General features: G+C 63.5%; 18 protein-coding genes. 12 read left to right on the plus strand and 6 right to left on the minus strand.

The annotated features are described in order from the left end of the window. Window positions 1–83: 83 nt before the first annotated feature. Together thiD and KH208_RS05740 are read right to left on the minus strand one after the other, a co-directional pair. Window positions 84–884, minus strand: coding sequence for a bifunctional hydroxymethylpyrimidine kinase/phosphomethylpyrimidine kinase (gene thiD / locus KH208_RS05735; RefSeq protein WP_291434615.1), 801 nt, complete (start codon window positions 882–884; stop codon window positions 84–86). A 424-nt stretch (window positions 885–1,308) separates the two neighbouring features. Then, a complete protein-coding gene (locus KH208_RS05740; protein ID WP_291434617.1) occupies window positions 1,309–2,745 on the minus strand; it encodes a carbon starvation protein A in 1,437 nt (478 codons plus the stop codon). Window positions 2,746–3,276: 531 nt separating this feature from the next. Here KH208_RS05740 and KH208_RS05745 point away from each other — a divergent pair. Genes KH208_RS05745 through KH208_RS05755 form a run of 3 tightly spaced genes read left to right on the plus strand, consistent with a single transcriptional unit; the run spans window position 3,277 to window position 5,944 of the window. Then, window positions 3,277–4,701: a hypothetical protein gene (locus KH208_RS05745; RefSeq protein ID WP_291434619.1), complete on the plus strand. Its 1,425-nt coding sequence runs from the start codon at window positions 3,277–3,279 to the stop codon at window positions 4,699–4,701. Further along, window positions 4,698–5,267 carry a bifunctional adenosylcobinamide kinase/adenosylcobinamide-phosphate guanylyltransferase gene (locus tag KH208_RS05750; RefSeq protein WP_291434621.1) on the plus strand — a complete coding sequence of 190 codons (570 nt, stop codon included), beginning with the start codon at window positions 4,698–4,700 and terminating at the stop codon, window positions 5,265–5,267. The genes KH208_RS05745 and KH208_RS05750 overlap by 4 nt, the downstream gene beginning before the upstream one ends. Next, on the plus strand, window positions 5,261–5,944 hold the full coding sequence (locus tag KH208_RS05755) for a hypothetical protein (RefSeq protein ID WP_291434623.1): 684 nt from the start codon (window positions 5,261–5,263) through the stop codon (window positions 5,942–5,944). The genes KH208_RS05750 and KH208_RS05755 overlap by 7 nt, the downstream gene beginning before the upstream one ends. Window positions 5,945–6,130: 186 nt before the next feature. On the opposite strand, the gene KH208_RS05760 is transcribed toward KH208_RS05755, so the two are convergent. From KH208_RS05760 to KH208_RS05775, 4 genes are all read right to left on the minus strand, one after another. Continuing rightward, the gene (locus tag KH208_RS05760) at window positions 6,131–6,997 is read right to left on the minus strand and encodes a VIT1/CCC1 transporter family protein (RefSeq protein ID WP_291434624.1); all 867 of its coding nucleotides are present in this window, start codon (window positions 6,995–6,997) and stop codon (window positions 6,131–6,133) included. Between the two features lie 205 nt (window positions 6,998–7,202). Continuing rightward, the gene (locus KH208_RS05765; RefSeq protein ID WP_291434625.1) at window positions 7,203–8,465 is read right to left on the minus strand and encodes an MFS transporter; all 1,263 of its coding nucleotides are present in this window, start codon (window positions 8,463–8,465) and stop codon (window positions 7,203–7,205) included. A 418-nt stretch (window positions 8,466–8,883) separates the two neighbouring features. Further along, window positions 8,884–11,451: a PEP/pyruvate-binding domain-containing protein gene (locus KH208_RS05770; RefSeq protein WP_291434626.1), complete on the minus strand. Its 2,568-nt coding sequence runs from the start codon at window positions 11,449–11,451 to the stop codon at window positions 8,884–8,886. Next, window positions 11,451–14,033: a sigma 54-interacting transcriptional regulator gene (locus KH208_RS05775; RefSeq protein WP_291434628.1), complete on the minus strand. Its 2,583-nt coding sequence runs from the start codon at window positions 14,031–14,033 to the stop codon at window positions 11,451–11,453. Before KH208_RS05775 ends, KH208_RS05770 begins: the two co-directional genes overlap by 1 nt. A gap of 224 nt (window positions 14,034–14,257) precedes the next feature. Between KH208_RS05775 and KH208_RS05780 the strand changes: the two genes are divergently transcribed. The 9 genes from KH208_RS05780 to KH208_RS05820 all read left to right on the plus strand — a co-directional run bounded on the left by KH208_RS05780 (window position 14,258) and on the right by KH208_RS05820 (window position 20,588). Beyond that, entirely contained in the window at window positions 14,258–14,560 is a 303-nt protein-coding gene (locus tag KH208_RS05780; RefSeq protein ID WP_008686175.1) for a DVU0150 family protein, read from the plus strand. Between the two features lie 19 nt (window positions 14,561–14,579). Continuing rightward, window positions 14,580–15,644: a sulfite exporter TauE/SafE family protein gene (locus KH208_RS05785; protein WP_008686174.1), complete on the plus strand. Its 1,065-nt coding sequence runs from the start codon at window positions 14,580–14,582 to the stop codon at window positions 15,642–15,644. Between the two features lie 13 nt (window positions 15,645–15,657). Continuing rightward, entirely contained in the window at window positions 15,658–16,251 is a 594-nt protein-coding gene (locus tag KH208_RS05790) for a DUF4881 domain-containing protein (protein ID WP_291434629.1), read from the plus strand. A 68-nt stretch (window positions 16,252–16,319) separates the two neighbouring features. Next, window positions 16,320–16,634: a hypothetical protein gene (locus KH208_RS05795; RefSeq protein WP_008686172.1), complete on the plus strand. Its 315-nt coding sequence runs from the start codon at window positions 16,320–16,322 to the stop codon at window positions 16,632–16,634. A 268-nt stretch (window positions 16,635–16,902) separates the two neighbouring features. Next, window positions 16,903–17,778, plus strand: a complete 876-nt coding sequence (locus KH208_RS05800) for a hypothetical protein (protein ID WP_291434630.1) — start codon at window positions 16,903–16,905, stop codon at window positions 17,776–17,778. Window positions 17,779–17,882: 104 nt separating this feature from the next. Beyond that, window positions 17,883–18,395, plus strand: coding sequence for a YchJ family metal-binding protein (locus KH208_RS05805; RefSeq protein ID WP_291434631.1), 513 nt, complete (start codon window positions 17,883–17,885; stop codon window positions 18,393–18,395). A 2-nt stretch (window positions 18,396–18,397) separates the two neighbouring features. Beyond that, on the plus strand, window positions 18,398–18,760 hold the full coding sequence (locus tag KH208_RS05810; protein ID WP_291434632.1) for a hypothetical protein: 363 nt from the start codon (window positions 18,398–18,400) through the stop codon (window positions 18,758–18,760). Window positions 18,761–18,951: 191 nt separating this feature from the next. After that, window positions 18,952–19,140, plus strand: a complete 189-nt coding sequence (locus KH208_RS05815; protein WP_291434633.1) for a hypothetical protein — start codon at window positions 18,952–18,954, stop codon at window positions 19,138–19,140. 107 nt (window positions 19,141–19,247) lie between these two features. Beyond that, window positions 19,248–20,588, plus strand: a complete 1,341-nt coding sequence (locus tag KH208_RS05820) for a glucose-6-phosphate isomerase (protein ID WP_291434635.1) — start codon at window positions 19,248–19,250, stop codon at window positions 20,586–20,588. Window positions 20,589–20,593: the final 5 nt, after the last annotated feature.

A 20,593-nucleotide genomic window follows, 5' to 3' on the forward strand; every position in this document is an offset into this window, starting at 1 on the left:
GCAAACTGCGGGCCAAAAGGCGGAGCTGCCGCTTTGCCGGAATAAACCCTTTGAAACGTGTAGCGTTTCAAAGGCAACCTGCTCTAGACGTTCAGGGCCGCCGCGTGATTGACCGGGCCGCAGCCCTTGCCGGGGCTGTAGCTCTTGCGCAGAGCGAGATTGAGAAATTCCTGGGCCTTGGTCACGGCCACCTGCAGGGGCAGGCCCCTGCCCAGGCCCGTGGCGATGGCCGCTGACAGCGTGCAGCCCGTGCCGTGGTTGTTGGCGGTCTCCACTTTGGCCTGGGGCAGAGCTTTAGGCGCTTCACCGGGCAGGCAGAGGCAATCCGTGACCACAATGGAGCTGTCCATGTGCCCGCCCTTGATCAGCACGCCCCCGGCTCCCATGCGGAGCAGCTTTTCGCCCGCCGCGAAGGCGTCCTCCACGTCGGCGATGCTGAGGCCGGTCAGCATTTCGGCCTCGGGCCGGTTGGGCGTGAGCAGATCGCAACCGGGCAGGATTTCTTCTTTCAAGGCCGTCACCGCGTCCTCCTGCAACAGGCGGCTGCCGCTCTGGCTTACGGACACGGGGTCCACCACCAGAGGAAAGACCCGGCGGCGCAGAATGGGACTGATGGCGCGGATGATGCCCGCGGAAAACAGCATGCCGGTTTTGGCCGCGGCCACGGGAAAGCCCGCCAGTACGGTTTCAAGTTCCAGAGCCACGAATTCGGGTTCCGGCGCCTGGATGCCCGTGACGCCCAGGCCGTTCTGGGCCGTCAGGGCGGTGATGACGCTCATGCCGTAGCCGCCCAAAGCCATGATGGTTTTCAGGTCGGCCTGGATGCCCGCGCCGCCGCCGGAGTCGGAACCGGCAATGGTCAGAATATTAGGGGGGGTCGGCATACGCTCTCCCGTTTCGGGTTGTTGATGTGATTGCGTCGTTTTCGGCGTTGAAAGAAAGGGCAGGGCGTCACAGCCCTGCCCGGAGAGCGCTGACAACGTCAACGCGACCAAAAATCAGGAGCGGGTCACGGCTTTGCCGTGCCGTTGGTTGCCAGAAGGGTGTCCGGCAGCGCCGGGCATTTCCCTTGATTTTTGTGTCTTACCGCGCAAGCGGAGTTTGTCATCAGTTGATCAATGCGTCCTGTCCGGAGGAACTTTTATAGCCCGCGCCGGACAGGCGCGCAATACGCGGCCGGACCGCCGGGAGCTGTTTCTAAATTGTCCTTTCGCCCTCTGCCCGCGTCAGGCTTGCCCCGTCTTCGCGGCAGAGAACGAAAATCTTAATTTAGAAACAGCTCCTGGAGCATTTCAATGTTGATCCGCTCTAGACGTTTTCAGGCGCGCCGTCCACAGCGCGGCGGCCCAGCACCATAAAGGCCACAAAAGCCACGATGGCGGCGGCCACGCCGATGATGTTGGAAATGTCGATGCCCATGCCGAAGCCCATGGAAGGCTCAAAACAGATATACGAGACGCAGACCGCGGTCATGAACACGGCGGGTATGGTGCAGATCCAGTGGCAGCGGTCCCGACGGACAAGGTAGGCCGCCCCGGCCCAGAGCACGATGGTCGCCAGGGACTGGTTGGCCCAGCCGAAGTAGCGCCAGATGATGTTGAAGTCCACCTGCGACAGGATGATGCCGATCACGAACATGGGCACGGCGATGAGCAGGCGCGGGGAAATGGCCTTCTGGGAATAGTTGAAGGTTTCGGCGATGGTCAGGCGCGCGGCGCGGAAGGCCGTGTCGCCCGAGGTGATGGGCAGCACCACCACGCCCAGAATGGCCAGGATGCCGCCCACGGTGCCCATCAGGGCGAAGGAGGATTCCGTCACCACGTTGCCGGGACCACCGGCGGCCAAGGCGGCGGCCAGGGCGTCGGGGCCGTGGTAGAAGCTCATGCCCACGGTGGCCCAGACCAGGCCGATGAAGCCCTCGGCCACCATGCTGCCGTAAAACACGGGCTTGCCCAGCTTTTCATTGGCCATGCAGCGGGCCATCAGCGGAGACTGGGTGGCATGGAAGCCGGACAGCGCGCCGCAGGCAATGGTGATGAACACCAGCGGGAAGATGGGCAGGCCCTTGGGATTCTGGTTGGCCCACTGGGCGGAATTGTAGAATTCCGTGCCGCTGACGAACATCATCACGGTGATGCCCACGGCCATGAAGATCAGGATGGCGCCGAAAATGGGGTAGAAGCGGCCGATGATCTTGTCGATGGGCATGATGGTCGCCAGGAAGTAATAGGCGAAGATCACGCAGACCCAGAAGGTGAGGTTCAGGGCGGAGGGGGTCAGCTTGGCCAGCAGGGCGGCCGGAGCGGCCACGAAGACCACGCCCACCAGGATGAGCAGCACCACGGCGAAGACGCGCATGATATGTTTGGCGGCGTTGCCCAGGTTGTACCCCACGAAGGTGGGCACGTTGGCCCCGCCGTAGCGGATGGAAAGCATGCCCGACATGTAGTCATGCACCGCGCCCGCGAAGATGGTGCCGATCACGATCCAGAGCAGGGCCGAGGGGCCCCACAGCGCGCCCAGAATGGGGCCGAACACCGGGCCCACGCCCGCGATGTTCAGCAACTGGACCAGCCAGACCTTCCAGACCGGCATTTCCACGTAGTCCACGCCGTCGGCATGGGTCTGGGCCGGGGTGGCGCGGCTCGGCTGCACGCCGAAGACTTTGGTGACAATGCCCCCGTAGATGATGTAGCCGACAATCAGCGCGGCCACAGCCAGAAGAAAATAGACGTAGTTTGGCATAACTCCCTCTGTATGCAAAAATGAATGAGACACCCGAAAAAAAACACCCGGCCACCGCGCGGATGCGTGATGGTATTGCCTCTCAAGTAACCATATGGCGTCCGTGCGTCAATACAAAGCGGGACCGGGAGTAAAAAGAAAAGTCTTGTCCGGCGCGGCCGGACGGGCCGCCCCGGGGGCGTCGCCGTTTTTTGCCGAAAGTCTCGGCTGCCGTGCCGGACCGGACAGGAGGAGGGCGGGAGAAAGCGTTTTCCGCAATATCTGAAATTGGATATTTCATGCGGCCGGAGCTTCAAGACAATGTCTAGAAAAAGTATTCACACCCGAAAAAAGCAATGATATCATGAAAACAGGGGAAAAGCGCTGCCGGAAACGGCGACCCGCGTCTGGCGCTTCCAAATTGCGGATAAAATAAAAATTCGAGTACGTTTTATCTGCCATTGGAAGGCGCGGCTGCGTTCGCGCCGCAGCCGACGGATAAAAACGGCATGGGCGCGGCTTTTGCCTGGAAATGGCCATGAGGAGATCTGCATGAAATTGGAAAAGAAAACGCCCGAGGTTCCCGACATCATGAACCTCCCCAAACCCCGGCCCGGCAAGGGCGCGGGGCGCAAAGCCGGGCTGCTGGCCCTGGTGGCGGTGCTGGTCGTGGGCGGCGCGGCCTTCTGGCTGACCCGCGACCCCTCCACACGCGATCAGTGGCGGGAACAGGCGGCCGGCGTCATTGACAATGCCACCAGCGGCACGCCCCTGGCCGGAGTGGGCGATCTGCTGCGCGACGCTCCGCCGCCCCCGCCGAGCGCGGTGACCAATCCGAGCACCGCTCCGGGCACCCTGGCCGGGCGGAACGTGCAGGGCACGGTGCCCGCGCCGGTGGACACCAGCCTGCCGCCGGGGCAGAGCGGGCTCGCCGGAAGCGGCGGAGCGCCGGGCATGGCCGGTCAGGAGGCTGTGCAGCCTGTGGCCCCCAAGGTCACGGCGGACAGCAAGGTCCGTCCGGACTTTGTGGAGGATCTGGCCGCCTACCTGGTTTCCCGCTACAAACCCGGCCCGCGCGGCGGTTCGCTGGCGGTCAGCGTGCAGAGCGTCAACCAGCGCTACGGCGTCAAGCTTGCCGGGCAGGCCGAAGGGGGCCGGGCGGGCCTTTTGCGCTACGCCTTCCATCCTACCATGCTCCAGAGCCTGTACGCGCTCTATGTGGACCGCTTCATGGCGGCTCTGGACCGTGAGGCGGCGGCCAAAGCCCTGTCGCCGGAGCAGAACCGGGAGATGCACATGGCTCTGGCGGGCCGCTTCGTGATGCTGGCAGGCGCGCTGGAGGGCGTGGCCTCGGTGCCGGATCTGGGCAAGCGGATCAAGGGCCTGGAACAGATTTCCCAGAACGTGGTGGACATCAATTCCCAGATGACGGCCGCGGTCTTTGATCTGGACCAGTTGCGCGAAAACAGGGCTTCCCAGCCCGAAATCGCTACGACGCAACTGCGGGTGGACGGTTTGAGCGCCCGCTACCGGCGCGCTCTTGAAGAGCGCGCGGCGGCGCAACGCGCTCTGGTGGCGGCCATCCGCAAGGGGGGCGGACAGGCCCTGGACGACGACTCCCTGCTGTTTGTGGCTTATTGGGTGGACCGGCGTTTGCGGGAAGGGCCGCAGGCCCTGGCTTCGGTGCAAAGCGCCGCCGCCGTGCTGCGGGATCTGGCCCGGCGTTGCGCTCAGGCCGGTGCCGGAGCCCCCGGCAACCGGGACAATCCTGTCGCGCAACCGGCTCCGTCCGTCCCGGCGGCCCCGGCCATGAATGCCACACCCCAAACCGCAGCGCCTCAAAATACGTTGCCCCGGAGCACGCAGCCGCAGGCCGGTACGCGGCTTCCGGCGGCCCCGGCTCCCGCGCCCGCACAACCCTTGACCGTGCCCGCGCCTGTTCAGGCGCCGGTCCAGGTGGGCGGCCAGGGCCGGTGAACGCCCCCCTGCTTCTTTTTGTGGGCGGCACACGCAGCGGCAAAAGCGGGCTGGCCCAGCGCTGGGCCGAGGCACAGTCTCCCCGGCGTCTTTTTCTGGCTACCTGCCGGGTGGAGGATGCCGAAATGGCGGCCCGCGTGGCCCGGCATCAGGCCGCGCGCGGCCCGGGCTGGCAATGCGTGGAGGAGCCTCTGGACCCTTTGGGCGCGTTGGGCGGCTTTCCGGCCGGAAGCGCCTTCAGCGGAGCCGGTGTGGTTCTGCTGGATTGCGTGAGTCTCTGGATTGCCAATCTGTTGGCCGCGGGTCTGACGCCCGAGGCGGTTCAGGAGCGGGTGGCGGCCCTGGCCGACGGCCTGACTGAAAATGGGGACCGCGCCCGGCCCGTGGCCCTGGTCAGCGCGGAAACCGGCCTGGGCATTGTGCCGTCCACGCTCCTGGGGCGTATGTACCGGGATGTGCTGGGCCTCGCCAATCAGACGCTGGCAAGAGCCTGCTCCCATGTGATTTTTGTCAGTTGCGGGCTGCCCCTGGCGCTCAAAGGCCCGTTGCCGGAGGACATATGCTGATTTCTGTTTCGCGCCGCGGGTTGGGCCTGCTCCCTTATATCTTTTGTGGCCTGTTCCTGGGTCTGGGCCTCTTTCCGGCGCTGTCGCCCTCACCCGCGCGGGCCGCGAATGCGGCTGACCCGCGCCAGTGCCTGGTAGAGGTGGGACAAGCCATTGACGCGGCGGACGCCGCCGCCTTTGAGCGCCTGGTGGATGTGGACGCCATCCTGGGCGCGGCCCTGACCCTTTTTCTACGCGACGTGCAAAAGCCGGAGGTGGCTGATCAACTGCCGCCCCTGCTGGCCGTGATGTTTTCCCAGGCCGCGTCCGGGGACGCCGGGGGAAACAAGCTGCGCGATCTGCTGTTCAGCGAGGCCCGCGCCTTTGTGATCAACGGCGTGTCCTCCGGTGCTTTTGCCGGACGCGCGCCCGGCGGCGGGACCGCCCAGGGAATGCTGGCTCCGCTCTTTGCCGACGCTTCCACGGGCCGCAAGGAAATCCGGCGGATCGGCCAGGCCAGGCCCGACGGTCACGGCTGGCTGGTGCCTTTTGTGGTGCATGACGCGGGCAACGGTGAAGACTATCCGGTGCTCGGACGGGTCAGCCCGGTGGAAAACGGCTTTCGCCTGACTTCCGTGGAGAATCTGGAAGAACTGCTGGGCCGCGTGCGCGCCGAAAGCCTGAATCTGAGCCAATAGAGCGTTTTGATATTGAAAATATCTCAACGCTCTGTGCGGATTTTCTGTGAAAATCCGCACCGCGAAATTATCGCAAGGCGAATTTACTTCGCCGTTAAGCGATAATTTCAAGCGCAAAATGCTCTAACAGGCGCGTCCGCCGGATCCGGGCCATTGCCGCGCGGGACAGCGCAAAAGCGGGCGGCATCAGATGTCAATCTGCAACCAGGCGCGGGCCCCCCAGCCGATGAGGAAGGAAATAAGGGCCACGCTGAAGCTTATGGTCAGCATCTCCCGGAATCCGTGCAGGAAAGAAGACTTGCGCACCACGGAAACAAAATAGGTGAAGCCCAGAATAATCAGGGCGGCGACCAGCAGGCAGAACGCCAGAGACACAAGCGGCGCGGAAAATATGATATACGGGGCGAGCAGCAGGGCCACGGTAAACAGATAGGCCAGGCCGGTATACGCGGCAGCTTTCAGCGGATGTTTTTCGCCGGAATCCGCTTTTTTGGAAAGATATTCAGAGGCCGCCATGGACAAGGTGGCGGCGACGCCGGTGATAAAACCGGCCAGGCCGATCATTTTGTTGTCGTTCAGCGCCAGAGTGAAACCGGCCAGAGCGCCTGTCAGCTCCACCAGGGCGTCATTGAGCCCCAGAACCATGGAGCTGATATAACTGAGGCCGTCCTCTTCAATCATGGCGGCCAGTTCCTCTTCATGCCGGCTTTCATCTTCAAGTATTTTCCGGGCAATGGGGAATTGCTCGGAAATCGCCTTGTATCCTTCAATGGCTTCGGCTTCTCCCGATTCCATCAGGTTGAGGACAAAGGTCAGGCCGAAAATTTTTGCCAGAAGTGTAAAAAACCAGACCCGGAACGCATTGAGTTCGGGGACATTATCTAAAAAGGAAGCCCACTGGGCTTTGTGCTTTCTCTCGTCATGCGCGATGGCCTCCAGAATCTTGCGATTATGCTCGGATTTGGTTCTTTTCGCCAGGATTGCGTAAACCTCGGCGTCCAGAGCCTCATCGAGATAAAATTTATGTACGTAACGTTTCATTTCCGGGGTCATAGTCAACTCCACAGTAAAAGTGCGCTATAACGCAATGCGACCCTGCAAAACAGGAAGCGCCGGCTTCATGCCCGGCGGTGGAAAGAATGTTTTCCGCATTGCGGCATGTCTGGTCCGCCCGCGCGGCAGGGACAAGAGCGCGGGCCTGCAAAGCGGACTTGTTTTTCCTGATATATCACGAAAATATCCCGCTTGGCGAGTTTCCCTAGAGGGCGTGGCGCTGAGTTGCTTTGTCCCTCCAGATCATGCGCATCCTGTCTATCAGCATGCAGCAGCCGCAGAGAGAGATGGTGACGGCGGTGGCGGTGAACACGCCGCGATAGCCATAGCCCGCGTGGATGACCAGCCCGCCCAGCAGCGGGCCCAGCATGCCGCTGGCGTCAAAGGTCGCCATCATTACATTGGAGTTGATGGAGCGGGTGGTGGGCGTGGAGCGGTCGTACACGGCGGCGGCCAGCAGGGGGTAGAGCAGGCCCAGGCCCAGGCCGTAGACGCAGGTGAGGGGAATGAAGGCCCAAAGCGGCCCCCAGGCCAGGCCCAGCATGCAGCAGGCCAGCACCGCGCAGCAGAGCGTGGTCACGCGGTAGCGGGGCAGGGTGTCCAGGCGGTGGCTGCCGAACAGCCGGACCAGGATGATGGTCACCGTGTAGGTGGAGAAAAACCAGGCCGGTTGCGCGCCGGTGACCGAGCAGAGGCCCTTCATGAAGAAAATGGCCAGCACGGTCATGATGCTGAAGGTCAGACAGGCCATGTAGATGAAAAACAGGCCTGAATGGCTTACGGCCTGCCAGAGAGCCCGGACTGAAAGGCTGCCTGCGCCTTGGGCGGGCATTTCCGGCGTCCGCAGGCGCGGGGCCAGGGGAATCAGCATGGCCAGGGCGGGCAGGCCCAGCACGGCGGTGAAGGCGAAGAGATGCGGTTCGCCGCCCAGAACGGGCAGGATACGCTCGGCCAGGGCCGGAATGATCGAATAGGGCAGCAGCATGGTCAGGGAGAACAGGGCAAAGCCCCTGGCGCTCTGGCCTGTGGGGATGCAGCTGACCAGCACGGCCACCGTGCAGCTGGAATATACGGCCAGGGCAATGCCCTGGATGATGCGCAGCAGCCAGATGACGCCGATGACATGCTCTCCCTGAACATAGGGATAGGCCAGCAGGGCGCAGCTGGAGATGACGATGGACAGCAGCATGGGCAGCAGCTTGCCGCGCTTGAGCAGCAGCACGCTCGCCAGGGGACGGCAGAGCAGGACCATGGCGAAGAGGGAGGAAAGCAGCACGCCGCGCCAGTTGGGGGTGATGCTGAGACCTTCCAGCCATTGCTCGAAGCAGTAGAACACGGCGATGTAGCTGTTGCTGCACATAGCCATGCAGAAGAGCAGGATAAAGTCGCGGCTTAAGAGCTTTTGCGGCGGTTCGGAGGGCTTGTCCCAACGTTTGGGCTGTTCTTGCGGTCCACTGAAGGGGGGCATGAGGGCCTCGTTTATCTTGGGCGTTGCCCACAACGGATGCGCGCCGTCACGGAAGCCCGCGCACTCGTGGAACGTCGCGCGCGGGCAACAGCCGCGCAACCTTTGAGAATGTCAATTTTCAAAGGAATCTGCTCCGGCAAAATCCGCTCTAAGAGCGGATTCCCTTTGAAACGCTGTGCGTTTCAAAGGGATCATTCCGTCAAAAAACGCGGTTATCGCTGCTGTCGATCCCCGTATGGCCCCGTTGTCGCCAAACGGGGACAGCCCTTCGGTCGCTTTTCCGGAATCAACGCCGCGTTGCTCCCGATGCCTGTACGCCCTTTGGGCTACAGACACGGCCCTACGGGCCGCCCGTCGGGTCGGTCTTCGCGGTGCGCCCACCGTGTTCGGCATTAGAGTATTTCAAAGTTGAAATACTCTAATGATACTCGCCGTTGAGAAACTTGGCGGCATACGCCTGGACAGCTTCGTCATTGACCATGAGCATGTCCATCTGGCGGGTCATGATCAGAAGGCGTCCCAACTGATCCAGGCGCGAGCACAGTTCAAGCTTGGGATATTTCTGGTAGCGCGCGCGTATCCTATCACCCGTGACCACGACGGTAAAGCCGAGTTCCGTGAGGATCAGCCCGATGCAGCGCACCCGCCGGGCGCGCTGCTCATTGCCCGCCGCGCCGCCCGCGAATTCGAAGCGAATGTAGTTTTTGCTCAGGGTGTCGCCGCACCAGGTATCCAGAATGGCATAGTGATAACCCACGCGCGAGGAAAAGTTGAGGTAGCGGTCGGAGACGATGGCGTAGCTGCGGTCGCCGAAACGCTCGCCGCCGTGCCGGTTGCCGCCGATCATGGTCTGGCCCATGACCGAGAGAAAGCCGCTCATGTTCACCGGGCGCGGACCCTTGGCCTGTACCGCCGGATTGAGCATGCCGTCCAGCACGTGCCGAAAGGGCACGCTGGTGACATCTTCGGGGGTGGCCGTGGCCGCTTCGGGATTTTTCAGGCCGCCGCCCAGGTCGATGATGTAGAGATCCAGCGGCACGGAACAGACCAGACGGCTGGCCGCGCCGCCCGCGCAGTTTTCGGACAGGCAGTCGGACAGCAGAAACATTTCCGAATAGCTCAGTTCGTGCGCGTAGCGCATGACGTCGTGCAGGGAGGTGCAGTTGGCCGGGCTGAACAATGCCGACTGCGGGTCCACCAGATGCAGGGGCAGAATGTAGGGAGCCACCCGCCGCAACAGCACCAGAGCGGGCGTATCGGCCCTGGGCTGGCGGCGGCTCAGGCGCAGGGCCAGCAATTCCGGAACTTCGCCGTCGAAAACCCGGCCCGAAAGAGCGTCCACGGTCACCACCTGCCCCGGCGTGAGCAGGCTGGCGGCTCCGGCCAGATTCATCAATGTGGGCACCCCGAATTCGCGGCAGATGGAGGCCATGTGCCCGGTGAGACTGCCGGTTTCGGCAATGATGGCCGCTGCCCGCTGCATGGCGGTCATGGCGTTGGGCGAGGAGTGCTGCATCAGCATGACCGCGCCTTCGGGAAAATGGGTCAGATCCTCGTCCGGCTGTACCGGCACCACCGGACCGCAGCCCACGCCCTTGGCCGCCACGTCCGCGCCGGAGAGCAGCGGCCGCATGTGTTTCAGGGCCGGGGCCGCGCTTTCCGCGGCCGTGCTGTCCAGGCCCATGGGCCGGGTCTGGAGCAGGATGATCTGGTCGTCCTCGTCCACGGCCCATTCCAGATCCTGGGGATACTGGTAGTGGCGCTCCAGTTCCAGGGCCATGGCGGCCAGCCGCTCCACCTGCTCGCGGCTGAGACAGGGCACGTCGCGCAGTGCCTCGGGCACGTCCACCACCTCGCTTTCCACGGCCCCGCCCCGGCGCACCAGAACCAGCCGCGCCTCCTTGTGGGCGATCGTTTCACGCGTGATCTTGCGGGTGGCCCGCGAAACCAGCCACTGGTCGGGAGTGCCTGAACCGTCCACCACCATTTCGCCCAGGCCCCAGAGGCCGTTGATCAACACGCAGTTGGAGCGCAGGTCCACGGGATGACGGGAAAAGGCCACGCCGGCGGCCTTGGCCCGGACCATTTCCAGGCAGCACAGGCCCATGCCCGAGGCTTCCAGAGTATAGCCGTGGCTGGCCCGGTAGGTCATGGCGCGCGGCGAAAAGAGGCTTGCCACCACTTTTTTGAAGGAAGACAGCAGGGTTTGGCGGGTGACGCCCAGGATGCTGCGGTACTGCCCGGCGAAAGACTGTACGCCGTCCTCGGCGATGGCGCTGGAACGCAGGGCCGCCACCGCGTCGCCCTCGCCGAAAGATTCATCCCAGGCGCGGAGCAGGGCATCGCCCACTTCGTCGGGAACGGGCGCGTCCACGATGAGCTGTTCCGCCCTGGCCGAGGCTTCGCGGATGCTGGCCGGATCGTCCGGGTCCACGGCGCGGAGCGTGAGATGGATGTTTTTGAACAGCTTGCTGCTTCGCAGCAGCAGCGAAATGCCCGCCTGGATGGTGATGGCGAAACCGCGCGGCACGGGCATGTCCAGCATGTTGCGCAGTTCGCCCAGGTTGGCGTTTTTGCCGCCGACGCTGTAGGCCATGCTGGCGTCCACCTCGCTGAGCGGCAGGGTCAGAGAGGTCACGTCGCCGCGGGTATGCTGTTCCAACTCGCGCTCAATGCGGGCGCCCAGGGCCTCCACGGCCGCATTGAGATCCTGATGGCGCTGATTGGAAATGTCGTTGAGGCAGGTGGCCATGCGCTCGCTCTGGACTATGGCCCGCCGGGCCTCCTTGCGCACCTGGCTGGTTTCCAGGCTGCGCTCGCCGCGCTGGGCCGCGTTCAGGGAGGCCATGATGCCCGCCAGATCGGCATTGGCCTGCAACAATTCCTTGAAGGAGGCGTAACGGCGGCCAAAGGCGGCCATGGCCTGCTCGCGGCTGATGCGCGGCTTGAGGCCCAGAAGTTTTTTCAGGCTCTGTACGGCGTTCATCAGGAGCGTCCTTTGTCAGCCGGCGCGTTTCCGCCGGGCCGCACGATCACATAACGCTGGGCCGGGCCGCGCCCTTCCTTGCGCATCAGGCCGAGCCGCACCATCTGTTGCAAATCATATTGCGCCGTGCGCATGGAAATGCCTTCTCCGGCCAGATTCTGATATTCCTGGCGGCTCACGCTGCCCAGAGCCGCCAGGCGCGGCAGTAGGTCCCGCTGGCGGTGGTTGAGTTGTTCCCGATCCGGCCCGACCGTGATCTTGTCCTGATCAGGAGCCGGGTCGGCTGCCGCGTCCCGGCTTTTGTCCCGTTCTCCGTCCTGTGCTCTCTCCGACGCGGTGTCGGCGGGCTGTTCCCCGGTGCCGGACGCCGGAGCGGCCCCCTGCCGGGACTCATGCTGGGCGCCGGGATCAAGCTGGATGTTTTCCGCCAGAATCAGATCCCCGTCGCAAAAGGTCAAGGCCCGGGTCAGGGTGTTTTTCAACTCGCGCACATTGCCGGGCCAGTGATGGTGCATGAGCTTTTCCAGCGCGCCGCGGCTGATTCGGGGGATGGTCCGGGGCATGCCCTGTTCGCGGGTGGCGACGGCTTCGGCCATGAAGCGGACCATCAGGGCCGGGATGTCCTCCTTGCGCCGGCGCAGAGGCGGGGTCTGGATGGTGATGACGGCCAGGCGGTAGTAGAGGTCGTCGCGGAAGGAACCGTCCTGCCCGTCCCCGCGAAGTTCGGCATTGGTGGCGGCAATGATCCGGGTGTCGAAGGGCACGTCGTGGTCCGCGCCCAGGGGACGGATACGCCGGGTGGAAAGGGCGCGCAGCAGGGCCTGCTGGACCTTGGGCGCGGCGTTGCCCACCTCGTCCAGCATCAGGGTGCCGCCTTCGGCGGCCAGAAAAGCCCCCTTGCGCGTCTGTTTGGCTTCGGTGAACGCGCCCTTGACGTGTCCGAACAGGGTATCCATGAGCAGGGCCTCGTCCAGCGCGCCGCAGTTGATGGTGATAAAAGGCCCGTCGGCACGGTCGCTCAGGCGGTGGATGGATTCGGAGACCAGCTCCTTGCCGGTGCCCGTCTCGCCTACGATCAGCACGTCCGCCAGAACCTGGGAAGCTTTCTGAATCTGGCTGTAGAGGGTTTGCATGGGCAGGGAGGTGCCCACCAGGCCGCGGGTCGGCAGATCCGCCGGATCGGGCAGATCCGCCACGGGCTCCCGCTGTTGTTGGGCCGTCTGTTCCTCTGCCTGGGAGATTTGATCGGCCTTGGCCCGGCGCAGCCTGCCGAGCAGGATGTTCACGTTCCGTTTGATTCTTTCCAGTTCCAGCGGCAGGGGGGGCAGACTGAGCGCGTCGGCGCTGTCCAGCTCGTTGCGGGTGCGCAGTTCGCTGGAAAGCCTGTTCAGGCTCTTGCCCGTGCTGTGGGCCAGCCACCAGAGGCTCAGGCCCAGCAGCAGCGTGCCGCCCAGGAAACACAGGGAATAAATGCTCAATAACTGCATGCCCGTGCGCGTGGACGTAAAACTGCTGTCCAGCATGCCGAGGCCGCCGACCACCACGCGCGGCCCTTCCGGGCCGGACATGAAGGTCACCGGCGCGTAGCTCACGCCTTCCACCCGGTTCTGGCCGGTGTTCCAGACCGGGCCGTTGCCCGAGAGGGAAAGCTGGCCGGACCGGCCTGCCTGCACCTCGGCCACCATGGTCCAATAGTTGATATGCTCGGGGCCGGGCCGGAAGGCCGGGCTGAAACCGGGGCGACCGAAATCCCCGCGAAAGCCGGCCCGCACCGCGTCGGAACTCAAGGCCTTTTCTCCGGCACCAGTATCCAGGCTTTCGGACTGGAAGAGCATCCAGCCGTCCCGGTCGAAAAAAAGGCTGCGCACGCGGGTTTCCTCGCCGCCGTTGATGGGCGCGTCGGGCGAGGAAAACAGCGACATGGTGTCGCGCAGAGCCCTGAGATCCAGCGAAAGGATCAGAATGCCCTGAAAGTTGCCCGCCGCGTCGTAGATGGGCGTGGAAAAACGCAGCACATAAAATGCCAGGCTTTGCAGCGACTTGTCGATGGGCACCATGGAATACGTTACTTCCAGCGGCTGGCTCACGCTGACATTGCCGGGCTTCTGGCCGGGGCTGATGCTGTGGAAGGGGCTCGCCGGGGCGTCCAGGGCCACATGGGGCGGCACGGCAATGATTTCGCCGCCGTAATTGAGGAGAAGATAGCGGTTTTCGGGCGTCAGGCCCATGAAGGCCACTTCGCGATAGCGCAGGCCGTCGGCCCGGGAGCGGAATTTGAGGCGGCGCACCATCTCCTGCCGGTCCATGGAGCCGGCGGCCAGGATCAGCAGCTGGTTGCGCGTTTCCACCAGAATCTGCTCCAGCGCAAGGCCCATGGCCTGGGCCTGGAGTTGCGCGTTGCGCGTTATTGCACGATTGACGATGTTTTCGATGCTGCGCCCGGTAGCGAAAAAGATAAGCGCCAGGACCAGGGCCAGCAAGGGCAGGCCCAGCATCAGCATGCGGCCGGCGAGGCTGCGGTTCGCAAAAAAGAGGGCGGTTTCCACGGAGCTTCCACCGGTGACGGAGCCAAAAACGCGCATACCCCTCCTTGTTTGCGCAAAAAAGCGCAATCCATGGGAGGAGCATAGGAAAAAAGAGCTCTTTTGACAAGGTTCCCGACGGATTTTGCCCATGTGGCGCGAAAAAAATCCCTGAAATCATGCAATGGCACGGGCCTTGCTAATATTTTCACAATTGCGCTGGCAAGTGGTTTTGATGCGGCGGCCGTGCCGTCTGACGGGAACCAAACAATGTGGAGGATGTCATGAAGAAAATGCGCAGGCTTTGGACCTGGATTATGGGCTGCGCGCTGATGCTGCCCGTACTTATGCCCTCATTGGCGCTGGCGGCCAAGAAAAAGGCCGACGTGGTCATCGTGGCCGACACCCGCAAACTGGACGGCCTTCTGTACTGGTGGGCGGAGATGTATAATGAAAGCCACTTCTTCTTCGCTATTCTGACCATGATCATCATTCCGATTCTCGGTTGTATCCTTGGCCTTCTCGCCGACGTCGTCATGTCGCGCATCGGCATCGACCTCAAACACCGCGAACTGGCTGAAAAGTAGCCCGGAAAGGAGGCAGATTATGGATTGGCTGTATATTTTGATGCCCATTTCCGGCGTGAGTATTTTCTGGCCCGGTCTGGTCATTCTTGGTTTGGGCGTCGGCGTCATCGGCGGCTTCTTCGGTCTGGGCGGCGCCTGGATGGTGACCCCCGGTCTGAATATTCTCGGCTTCCCCATGGCCTTCGCCATCGGCACGGACGTGGCGCAGATGGCCGGTAAATCCCTGATTTCCACCATGCGGCACGGCAAGTTCGGCAACGTGGACTACGCGCTGGGCCTGACCATGCTGGTCGGCACCGTCGTGGGCGTTGAAATCGGCGCTCAGATGGTCATGTGGCTTGAACGTATCGGCTCGGTGGACAAGGTCGTCCGCTGGCTGTACGTGGTGCTGCTTGTCCTGCTGGCCTGGCTGGTCTTCCATGACGTGGCCCTGCGCCGCAGGAAGGAGCGCGAAGCCAAGGCTCACAAGCAGGAACTGGACAAGACCGCCGTGGGTCTGGACTGGGCCACCAAGCTCCAGGCCTTTAAGGTTCCCCCTGTCGTGCACTTCAAGCATGCCAACATCACCTGCTCGGCGTGGCTGCCCATCATCGTCAGCCTGTTCACCGGCTGGTTGGCCGGTATCCTGGGCATCGGCGGCGGTCTGATCCGCATGCCCGCCCTGGTGTATCTGATCGGCTGCCCGACCCACCTGGCCGTGGGCACGGACCTTTTCGAAGTGGCCATCTCCGGCCTGTACGGCACGGCGTCCTATGCGTATAAGGGCCGCGTCGAGCTGCTGGCCGCCATCATCATGCTCTGCGGCGCGGCCATCGGCGCCCAGATCGGCACTGTCGCCACCAAGTACGTCAAGGGCTACGGCATCCGCATCGTGTTCGGTCTGGCCGTGCTCGGCTGCCTGATGTCCGTCGTGCTCAAGCTGCTCCAGGCCCAGTTCCCCGTGTACGGCTGGATCCTCGGCCCGCTGGCCACTGTGGAAGTGTTGGGCTTTGTGAGCGCCATCTCCATTTACATCACCATCCGGATGGTCCAGGGCGCCAAGGCGGAACTGGCGGCCAAGAAGCAACAAGCCGCCGGCAACTAGAAGGAGACAAGCCATGAAAATACGTAGTTTGCTGCTTACGCTGGTCCTGGCCCTCTCCTTTGCTCTCGCGGCCTGCGACTTTGACGGCGGCGTGGAACAGGGCCGTTGCGTGGCCTTCGACCCGGCCGCGAAAACCCTGACCATCGTGGTGGACGTGACCCATGATCAGTCCGCGCCCCATTACAGCGGCGATGTGCATACCTTCAAGCTGCCCGCCGAAGCCCGCGACATGGGCCCGGCCCCCACTGTGGGCGGCCGCCTGATGATCGAGCTGGATAAGTCCGCTCTGCTGCTGTATGACCCGGATTCCAAGAGCATCAAGGAGCTGCCCGTGCAGTTCACGGACGTGGAAAAGAACATCAGCGCCAAGCATCCCAAGGTCGCGGGCAAGACCTTCCCCGTCGTGGACAAGGAAAAGCAGACCGTCACCGTGTACTCCAAGCGCCTGCAGGCTCTGGTCACCTTCAAGGTGCCCGCGCCCGCGCTGGATCTGCCTCCCTATGTCTGGACGGCTGGCGACGAAATGCGCATTGCCTATCGCAATGCCGACAAGGGCCAGGCTATCCGCATCATGAACGTGAGCAAGACCAACATCTTCCAGAAGTAAATCCGCCGTAGAACCGGGAGCGGGGCTCGCGCCCCGCTCCACGGGACGGCGCGGGCCGGAGAAATGCCATGAACAGTTACAAACAATCCCTGTATGTCGGGCTGATTCGCGTTATGGCCAACCTGCTCATGCTGGGGGCGGTGTTCCTGTCCATGTACCGGGCTTCCCAGTGGTCGTCGTGGCCGTCGGAAGCGGTGTTCTGCTGCTGGTTTTTCGGCATTACCGTGCCGGTCTGGACCGGGGCCTTTTATCTGACGCGCCTGATCCGGCGGCGTTTCCCGGCGGAACATGAGAGCCTGATCGAACTTCCCCGCAAAGGCCGCCAACTGGTGCGTTGGCGTGTGCTGGAGGAGGCCGGGGGCACATGCCTGCTGGCCCGCTGAACGACACGGCAGTCCGGGATGGATCGAAAGCGCGCGGCTTCCGTGCGCGTTGAGGCTGCCGGCAAAGTCGGCAGCCCCGAAAATCAGGAGCAGGTCGCGGCTTTGCCGCGCCGTTAAGCGACTGATTTTCGTGTCTTTCCACCCGGCGGCGAAGCCGCCGTTGGTGGCGCAAACCACGCGAAGCGGAGTTTGCCATCAGTCTGAAAGCGCGCGGCTTCCGCGCGCTTTTTGCTTGTCCCCGCCGCCGCTTGCCCTTATAAGGAGAGATATGCTTTCACAGCTCAACACACCTCTCTGGCAGGCTTGCCGCCAGGCCCGCCGCCGCCAGCGTCTTGTGGGCAAGATCAGCGCCTTTCTGCTGGCCGTGGCCCTGCTGGGGCTTATGGACGGCCTGCTGGCGGAAATGCGCGCCGGTTCCAATCAGGTGGACCTCCTGCCCGGCGAGGCCATCTCGCTTTCCGGTCCGTCAGCGCTCAAAAATCCGCTCGACAGCGACATGTTGATACGTTTCAAGCCCGAAAACGCCCCCCTGTATTTCAATCTGGAAGGCTTTTTCACCGGTTACTGGTTCGGCAACGGCATGTGGCGCGGCGAGGTGCGGGCCGAACCCCAGGCCGAGCCGGGCAGGTATGAGCTGCGCGTGTCCTTCAAAGGAGCCGCGGGCCAGGCCGAGCAGCCCTTTGTTCTGATGGTCTGGGCCGACGACGCGGCCCAGCGGGCGGGCTCGCCTTCCTACATCCGCCGGATCGCCGGTTGGAATCCCTTTATTCTGGCCGCCTGGTTCGGGGGCCTCGGGATTGTCTGCGGCATGGGCACCTATCTGCTGGGCCGCCGCTATCTGCGCCTTTTGACGGAACTGGGCTGCAGCGAAGTTTTCCGCGTCAGCGTGAACAGCTCCCCCTGCCATGTCTGGTGTCTGGCCTCAGGCCTGAAAGCGCCCCGTCCCGGCGACCTGCGTATGGTTCTGGACGCTGACGGGCGGCCCTTGAGCGAAGCCCGGACGGAAAAACTGCACAAGGGCGTTCTGGAACTGGTCCTGCTGGAGGACGCGCCCGTGCTCCCCGGCTGCCTGGTCTGCCTGCGTCCTGCTTCTGATTCCGTTGCTCCCGCCGCGCCGGGGCCCGAAAAGGGCGCGCGCGCCTGAGGCCATCCCCCGTCCCGCTCTTGCCGCCCGTCAGGCCATAGGCTATGCTGTAAAGGATTGGTGCGGCCCATTCCGGGCCGTGGAAAACAAAGGCGGCTTTTCTCATGTCCCAACTCTGTCCCTGCGGCAGCGGACTGCCTTTCGCGGAATGCTGCGGCCCCTGTCTTGACGGCGCGGTTTGGCCGTCCGGCGCAGAAGCCCTGATGCGTTCCCGCTATTCGGCCTATGCCCTGGGGCGCTATGACTGGCTGGTGGAGAGCACGCATCCCGATTTCCGGGAAGGGCTTTCCGCGGAAAAGCTGGCGGAGCAGGGCACGGACGTGCACTGGCTGCGTCTGGAAATGGGTCAGTGCCTGAATGACGCGCCCGTGGGCGAAAACGGCGAGCTTTACGATATCGTGGAGTTCCGCGCCTTTTATGAGCTGGACGGCATTCCCCGGCAATTGGGCGAAAAAAGTTTTTTCCGGCGCAAGGACGACAAAATTTATTATGTGGACGGCGTGGCCCTGCGTCCCACGGCCTATCGGCGGCCCGATCCCAAGGTGGGCCGCAATGATCCCTGTCCCTGCGGCAGCGGCAAGAAGTACAAGAAATGCTGCGGGGCGGCGGCTGAGTAGGCATGGCCAGAAGCGGCGCCATAGCGGCCATCCGGCAGTTCTGCCTGGAATGCCAGGGGGCATCGTCCAGATCGGTGCGTTCCTGTCCTGATGGACAGTGCCCTTTGTGGGCCTGGCGCATGGCGGCCCTGCCAGGCGAATCGCCCTTGGCGCCGGAGGCTGCCGAAGCGGCCGATGTGGCGCGGGCGGCCCTGCGCGCCGTGCGGCGGCAGTGCATGAACTGCGCGGGCAATCGGCGCGAGGTGCGGGCCTGCCCGGCGCGCGGAAGCTGCCCGCTCTGGCACTGCCGGTTCGGTGTGCGGCCGCAAACCTATAAGGCCGTGCGCCGCCGTTTTTTCGCGCCGAAGGCCTTGCGGCTTTTTTAAACAGCGTTTTTGTCCCCCGGGTGCCTGCTTTCACAGACGCCGGGGCAACGTTACTTTGCTCCAGGCTCAGCCCACATTAAAACGCCGTCCGCGAAAAGCTGAATTTTTCAGGCGGCAAGGCGCAAAGGAGGAATCGGGCGAAGCCGTGCTTTAGCCGTTGTGACGAAGGAGCTTTAGCCGTAGGCGAACTTGTGAGCCGTACGGATAAAGACAGCAGTCAGGCACACGAAAGCCTGTCCGGAGAAATCGCTGTCGCTATCCGCAAGCCGCTTTGCGGCAACGGCTGCCGCATTGAACATACCGCGAGGTCAATTTCTTTTTTGCAACGCAGTTGCACGGAAAAAGGCGGCTTTGCAGCAGGCGCTTTTAATGAGGGCTGAGCCTGGCCTGCTGTTCTGCCGGAAAACCTCCATTTTGGAGGAAACGAAGTCCGGCGTGTGGTCACAGTAAAAAATATCCGGCCCAAATCCGAAGCGGGAGGTGCGTCATGTCCCATAGTCTTGAGTGGTCCAGAGCGTATACGGCCCGTCTGTCCGAAGACGACGCGGCGGCCTGCGAGGCCCGGAGCGCGGAGCTTGCGCAACGTCTGGCCCGCGAAACAGCCGCGGGGGAGCTGCCTTTTCTGAGCATGCCCTACCGCGCCAAGCTGGAAGTGGAAATGGCGCCGCTGATCCCGCGCATCAAGGCTTACAAACATATGCTGGTGCTGGGCATCGGCGGTTCGGCGCTGGGCGCGCGCGCCATGCAGCGGGCCTTCGCGCCGGGCCAGGACGGCCCCGGCCACAAGGGCTCCTGGCTCTGGATCGCGGATAATGTCTGCGCGGAACAGTTCGAAGCCCTGCTCGGCAAGCTCAATCCCTCGGAAACCGTGGTGGTCTGCATCAGCAAATCCGGCGGCACCATTGAGACCCTGGCCCAGTATTTTCTGGTGCGGGACTGGCTCAAGGCCGCCCTTGGGGAATGCTGGCAGGAACAGATGATCGTGGTCACCGACGAGCGCAAGGGCTACCTGCGTGAGGAAGCCGTGCGCTATGGCCTCACGGCTCTGGAGGTGCCGGATTGCCTGGGCGGACGTTATTCCGCCCTGTCCGCCGTGGGCCTGTTGCCCGCCGCTTTTCTGGGCATCGACTGGCAAGCCCTGCTGGACGGCGCGGCCGAGGTGGCCCGTCCCCTGGTGGAGCAGCCCGAAAGCATCGCGCGGCATCCTTCCTTTGCCCTGGCCTGCTGGGCCAAGGCTCTGGAAGACCACGGCTACAGCCAGTTGATTTTCTTTTGCTACATCCCGCAGTGGACTGCCTACGGCCCCTGGTTCGGCCAGCTCTGGGCCGAAAGCCTGGGCAAGGACGGCAAGGGCGTTATGCCCGTGCCCGCCACCGGCGTGACGGACCAGCACTCCATCAATCAGATGTTCCTGGACGGTCCGCGCGACAAGGGCTGCATTTTCCTGACCAGCCGCAACCAGGCCCAGGGCCGCAATTTCGGCATGGACGTGCCCGAGCAATGGGCCTGGCTGCGCGCCAAACCCTTCGGCAGTCTGCTGGAAGCCGAGGCTCTGGGCACGCGCATGGCCCTGTGCAAGAGCGGCGTGCCCCTGGTGCATATCGAAATGAGCGATACCGGGCCGCGTGCCGCCGGGGCGCTGATGATGCTGCTGGAGGCCGCCACTCTGTTCACCGGCTGGCTCATGGGCATCAACCCTCTGGATCAACCGGCCGTGGAACTGGGCAAGCGCCTGGCCAACGCCCGTCTGGGCGCGGGCGGCTATCCGCGGGAAGAGGCGGATCTGGCCGCCTATCTGGCCGCGCCGCAGCGCAAACAGAGCTTTTAGGGAAG

It is taken from the genome of Desulfovibrio sp., assembly GCF_018379785.1.
Taxonomy (GTDB): Bacteria; Desulfobacterota; Desulfovibrionia; order Desulfovibrionales; family Desulfovibrionaceae; genus Desulfovibrio.

Coding starts and splice junctions, on each gene's coding strand:
- thiD (WP_291434615.1), bottom strand. CDS start 884: ATGCCGACCCCCCCTAATATTCTGACCATTGCCGGTTCCGACTCCGGC.
- KH208_RS05740 (WP_291434617.1), bottom strand. CDS start 2,745: ATGCCAAACTACGTCTATTTTCTTCTGGCTGTGGCCGCGCTGATTGTC.
- KH208_RS05745 (WP_291434619.1), top strand. CDS start 3,277: ATGAAATTGGAAAAGAAAACGCCCGAGGTTCCCGACATCATGAACCTC.
- KH208_RS05755 (WP_291434623.1), top strand. CDS start 5,261: ATGCTGATTTCTGTTTCGCGCCGCGGGTTGGGCCTGCTCCCTTATATC.
- KH208_RS05760 (WP_291434624.1), bottom strand. CDS start 6,997: ATGACCCCGGAAATGAAACGTTACGTACATAAATTTTATCTCGATGAG.
- KH208_RS05765 (WP_291434625.1), bottom strand. CDS start 8,465: ATGCCCCCCTTCAGTGGACCGCAAGAACAGCCCAAACGTTGGGACAAG.
- KH208_RS05770 (WP_291434626.1), bottom strand. CDS start 11,451: ATGAACGCCGTACAGAGCCTGAAAAAACTTCTGGGCCTCAAGCCGCGC.
- KH208_RS05775 (WP_291434628.1), bottom strand. CDS start 14,033: ATGCGCGTTTTTGGCTCCGTCACCGGTGGAAGCTCCGTGGAAACCGCC.
- KH208_RS05780 (WP_008686175.1), top strand. CDS start 14,258: ATGAAGAAAATGCGCAGGCTTTGGACCTGGATTATGGGCTGCGCGCTG.
- KH208_RS05785 (WP_008686174.1), top strand. CDS start 14,580: ATGGATTGGCTGTATATTTTGATGCCCATTTCCGGCGTGAGTATTTTC.
- KH208_RS05790 (WP_291434629.1), top strand. CDS start 15,658: ATGAAAATACGTAGTTTGCTGCTTACGCTGGTCCTGGCCCTCTCCTTT.
- KH208_RS05795 (WP_008686172.1), top strand. CDS start 16,320: ATGAACAGTTACAAACAATCCCTGTATGTCGGGCTGATTCGCGTTATG.
- KH208_RS05800 (WP_291434630.1), top strand. CDS start 16,903: ATGCTTTCACAGCTCAACACACCTCTCTGGCAGGCTTGCCGCCAGGCC.
- KH208_RS05805 (WP_291434631.1), top strand. CDS start 17,883: ATGTCCCAACTCTGTCCCTGCGGCAGCGGACTGCCTTTCGCGGAATGC.
- KH208_RS05810 (WP_291434632.1), top strand. CDS start 18,398: ATGGCCAGAAGCGGCGCCATAGCGGCCATCCGGCAGTTCTGCCTGGAA.
- KH208_RS05820 (WP_291434635.1), top strand. CDS start 19,248: ATGTCCCATAGTCTTGAGTGGTCCAGAGCGTATACGGCCCGTCTGTCC.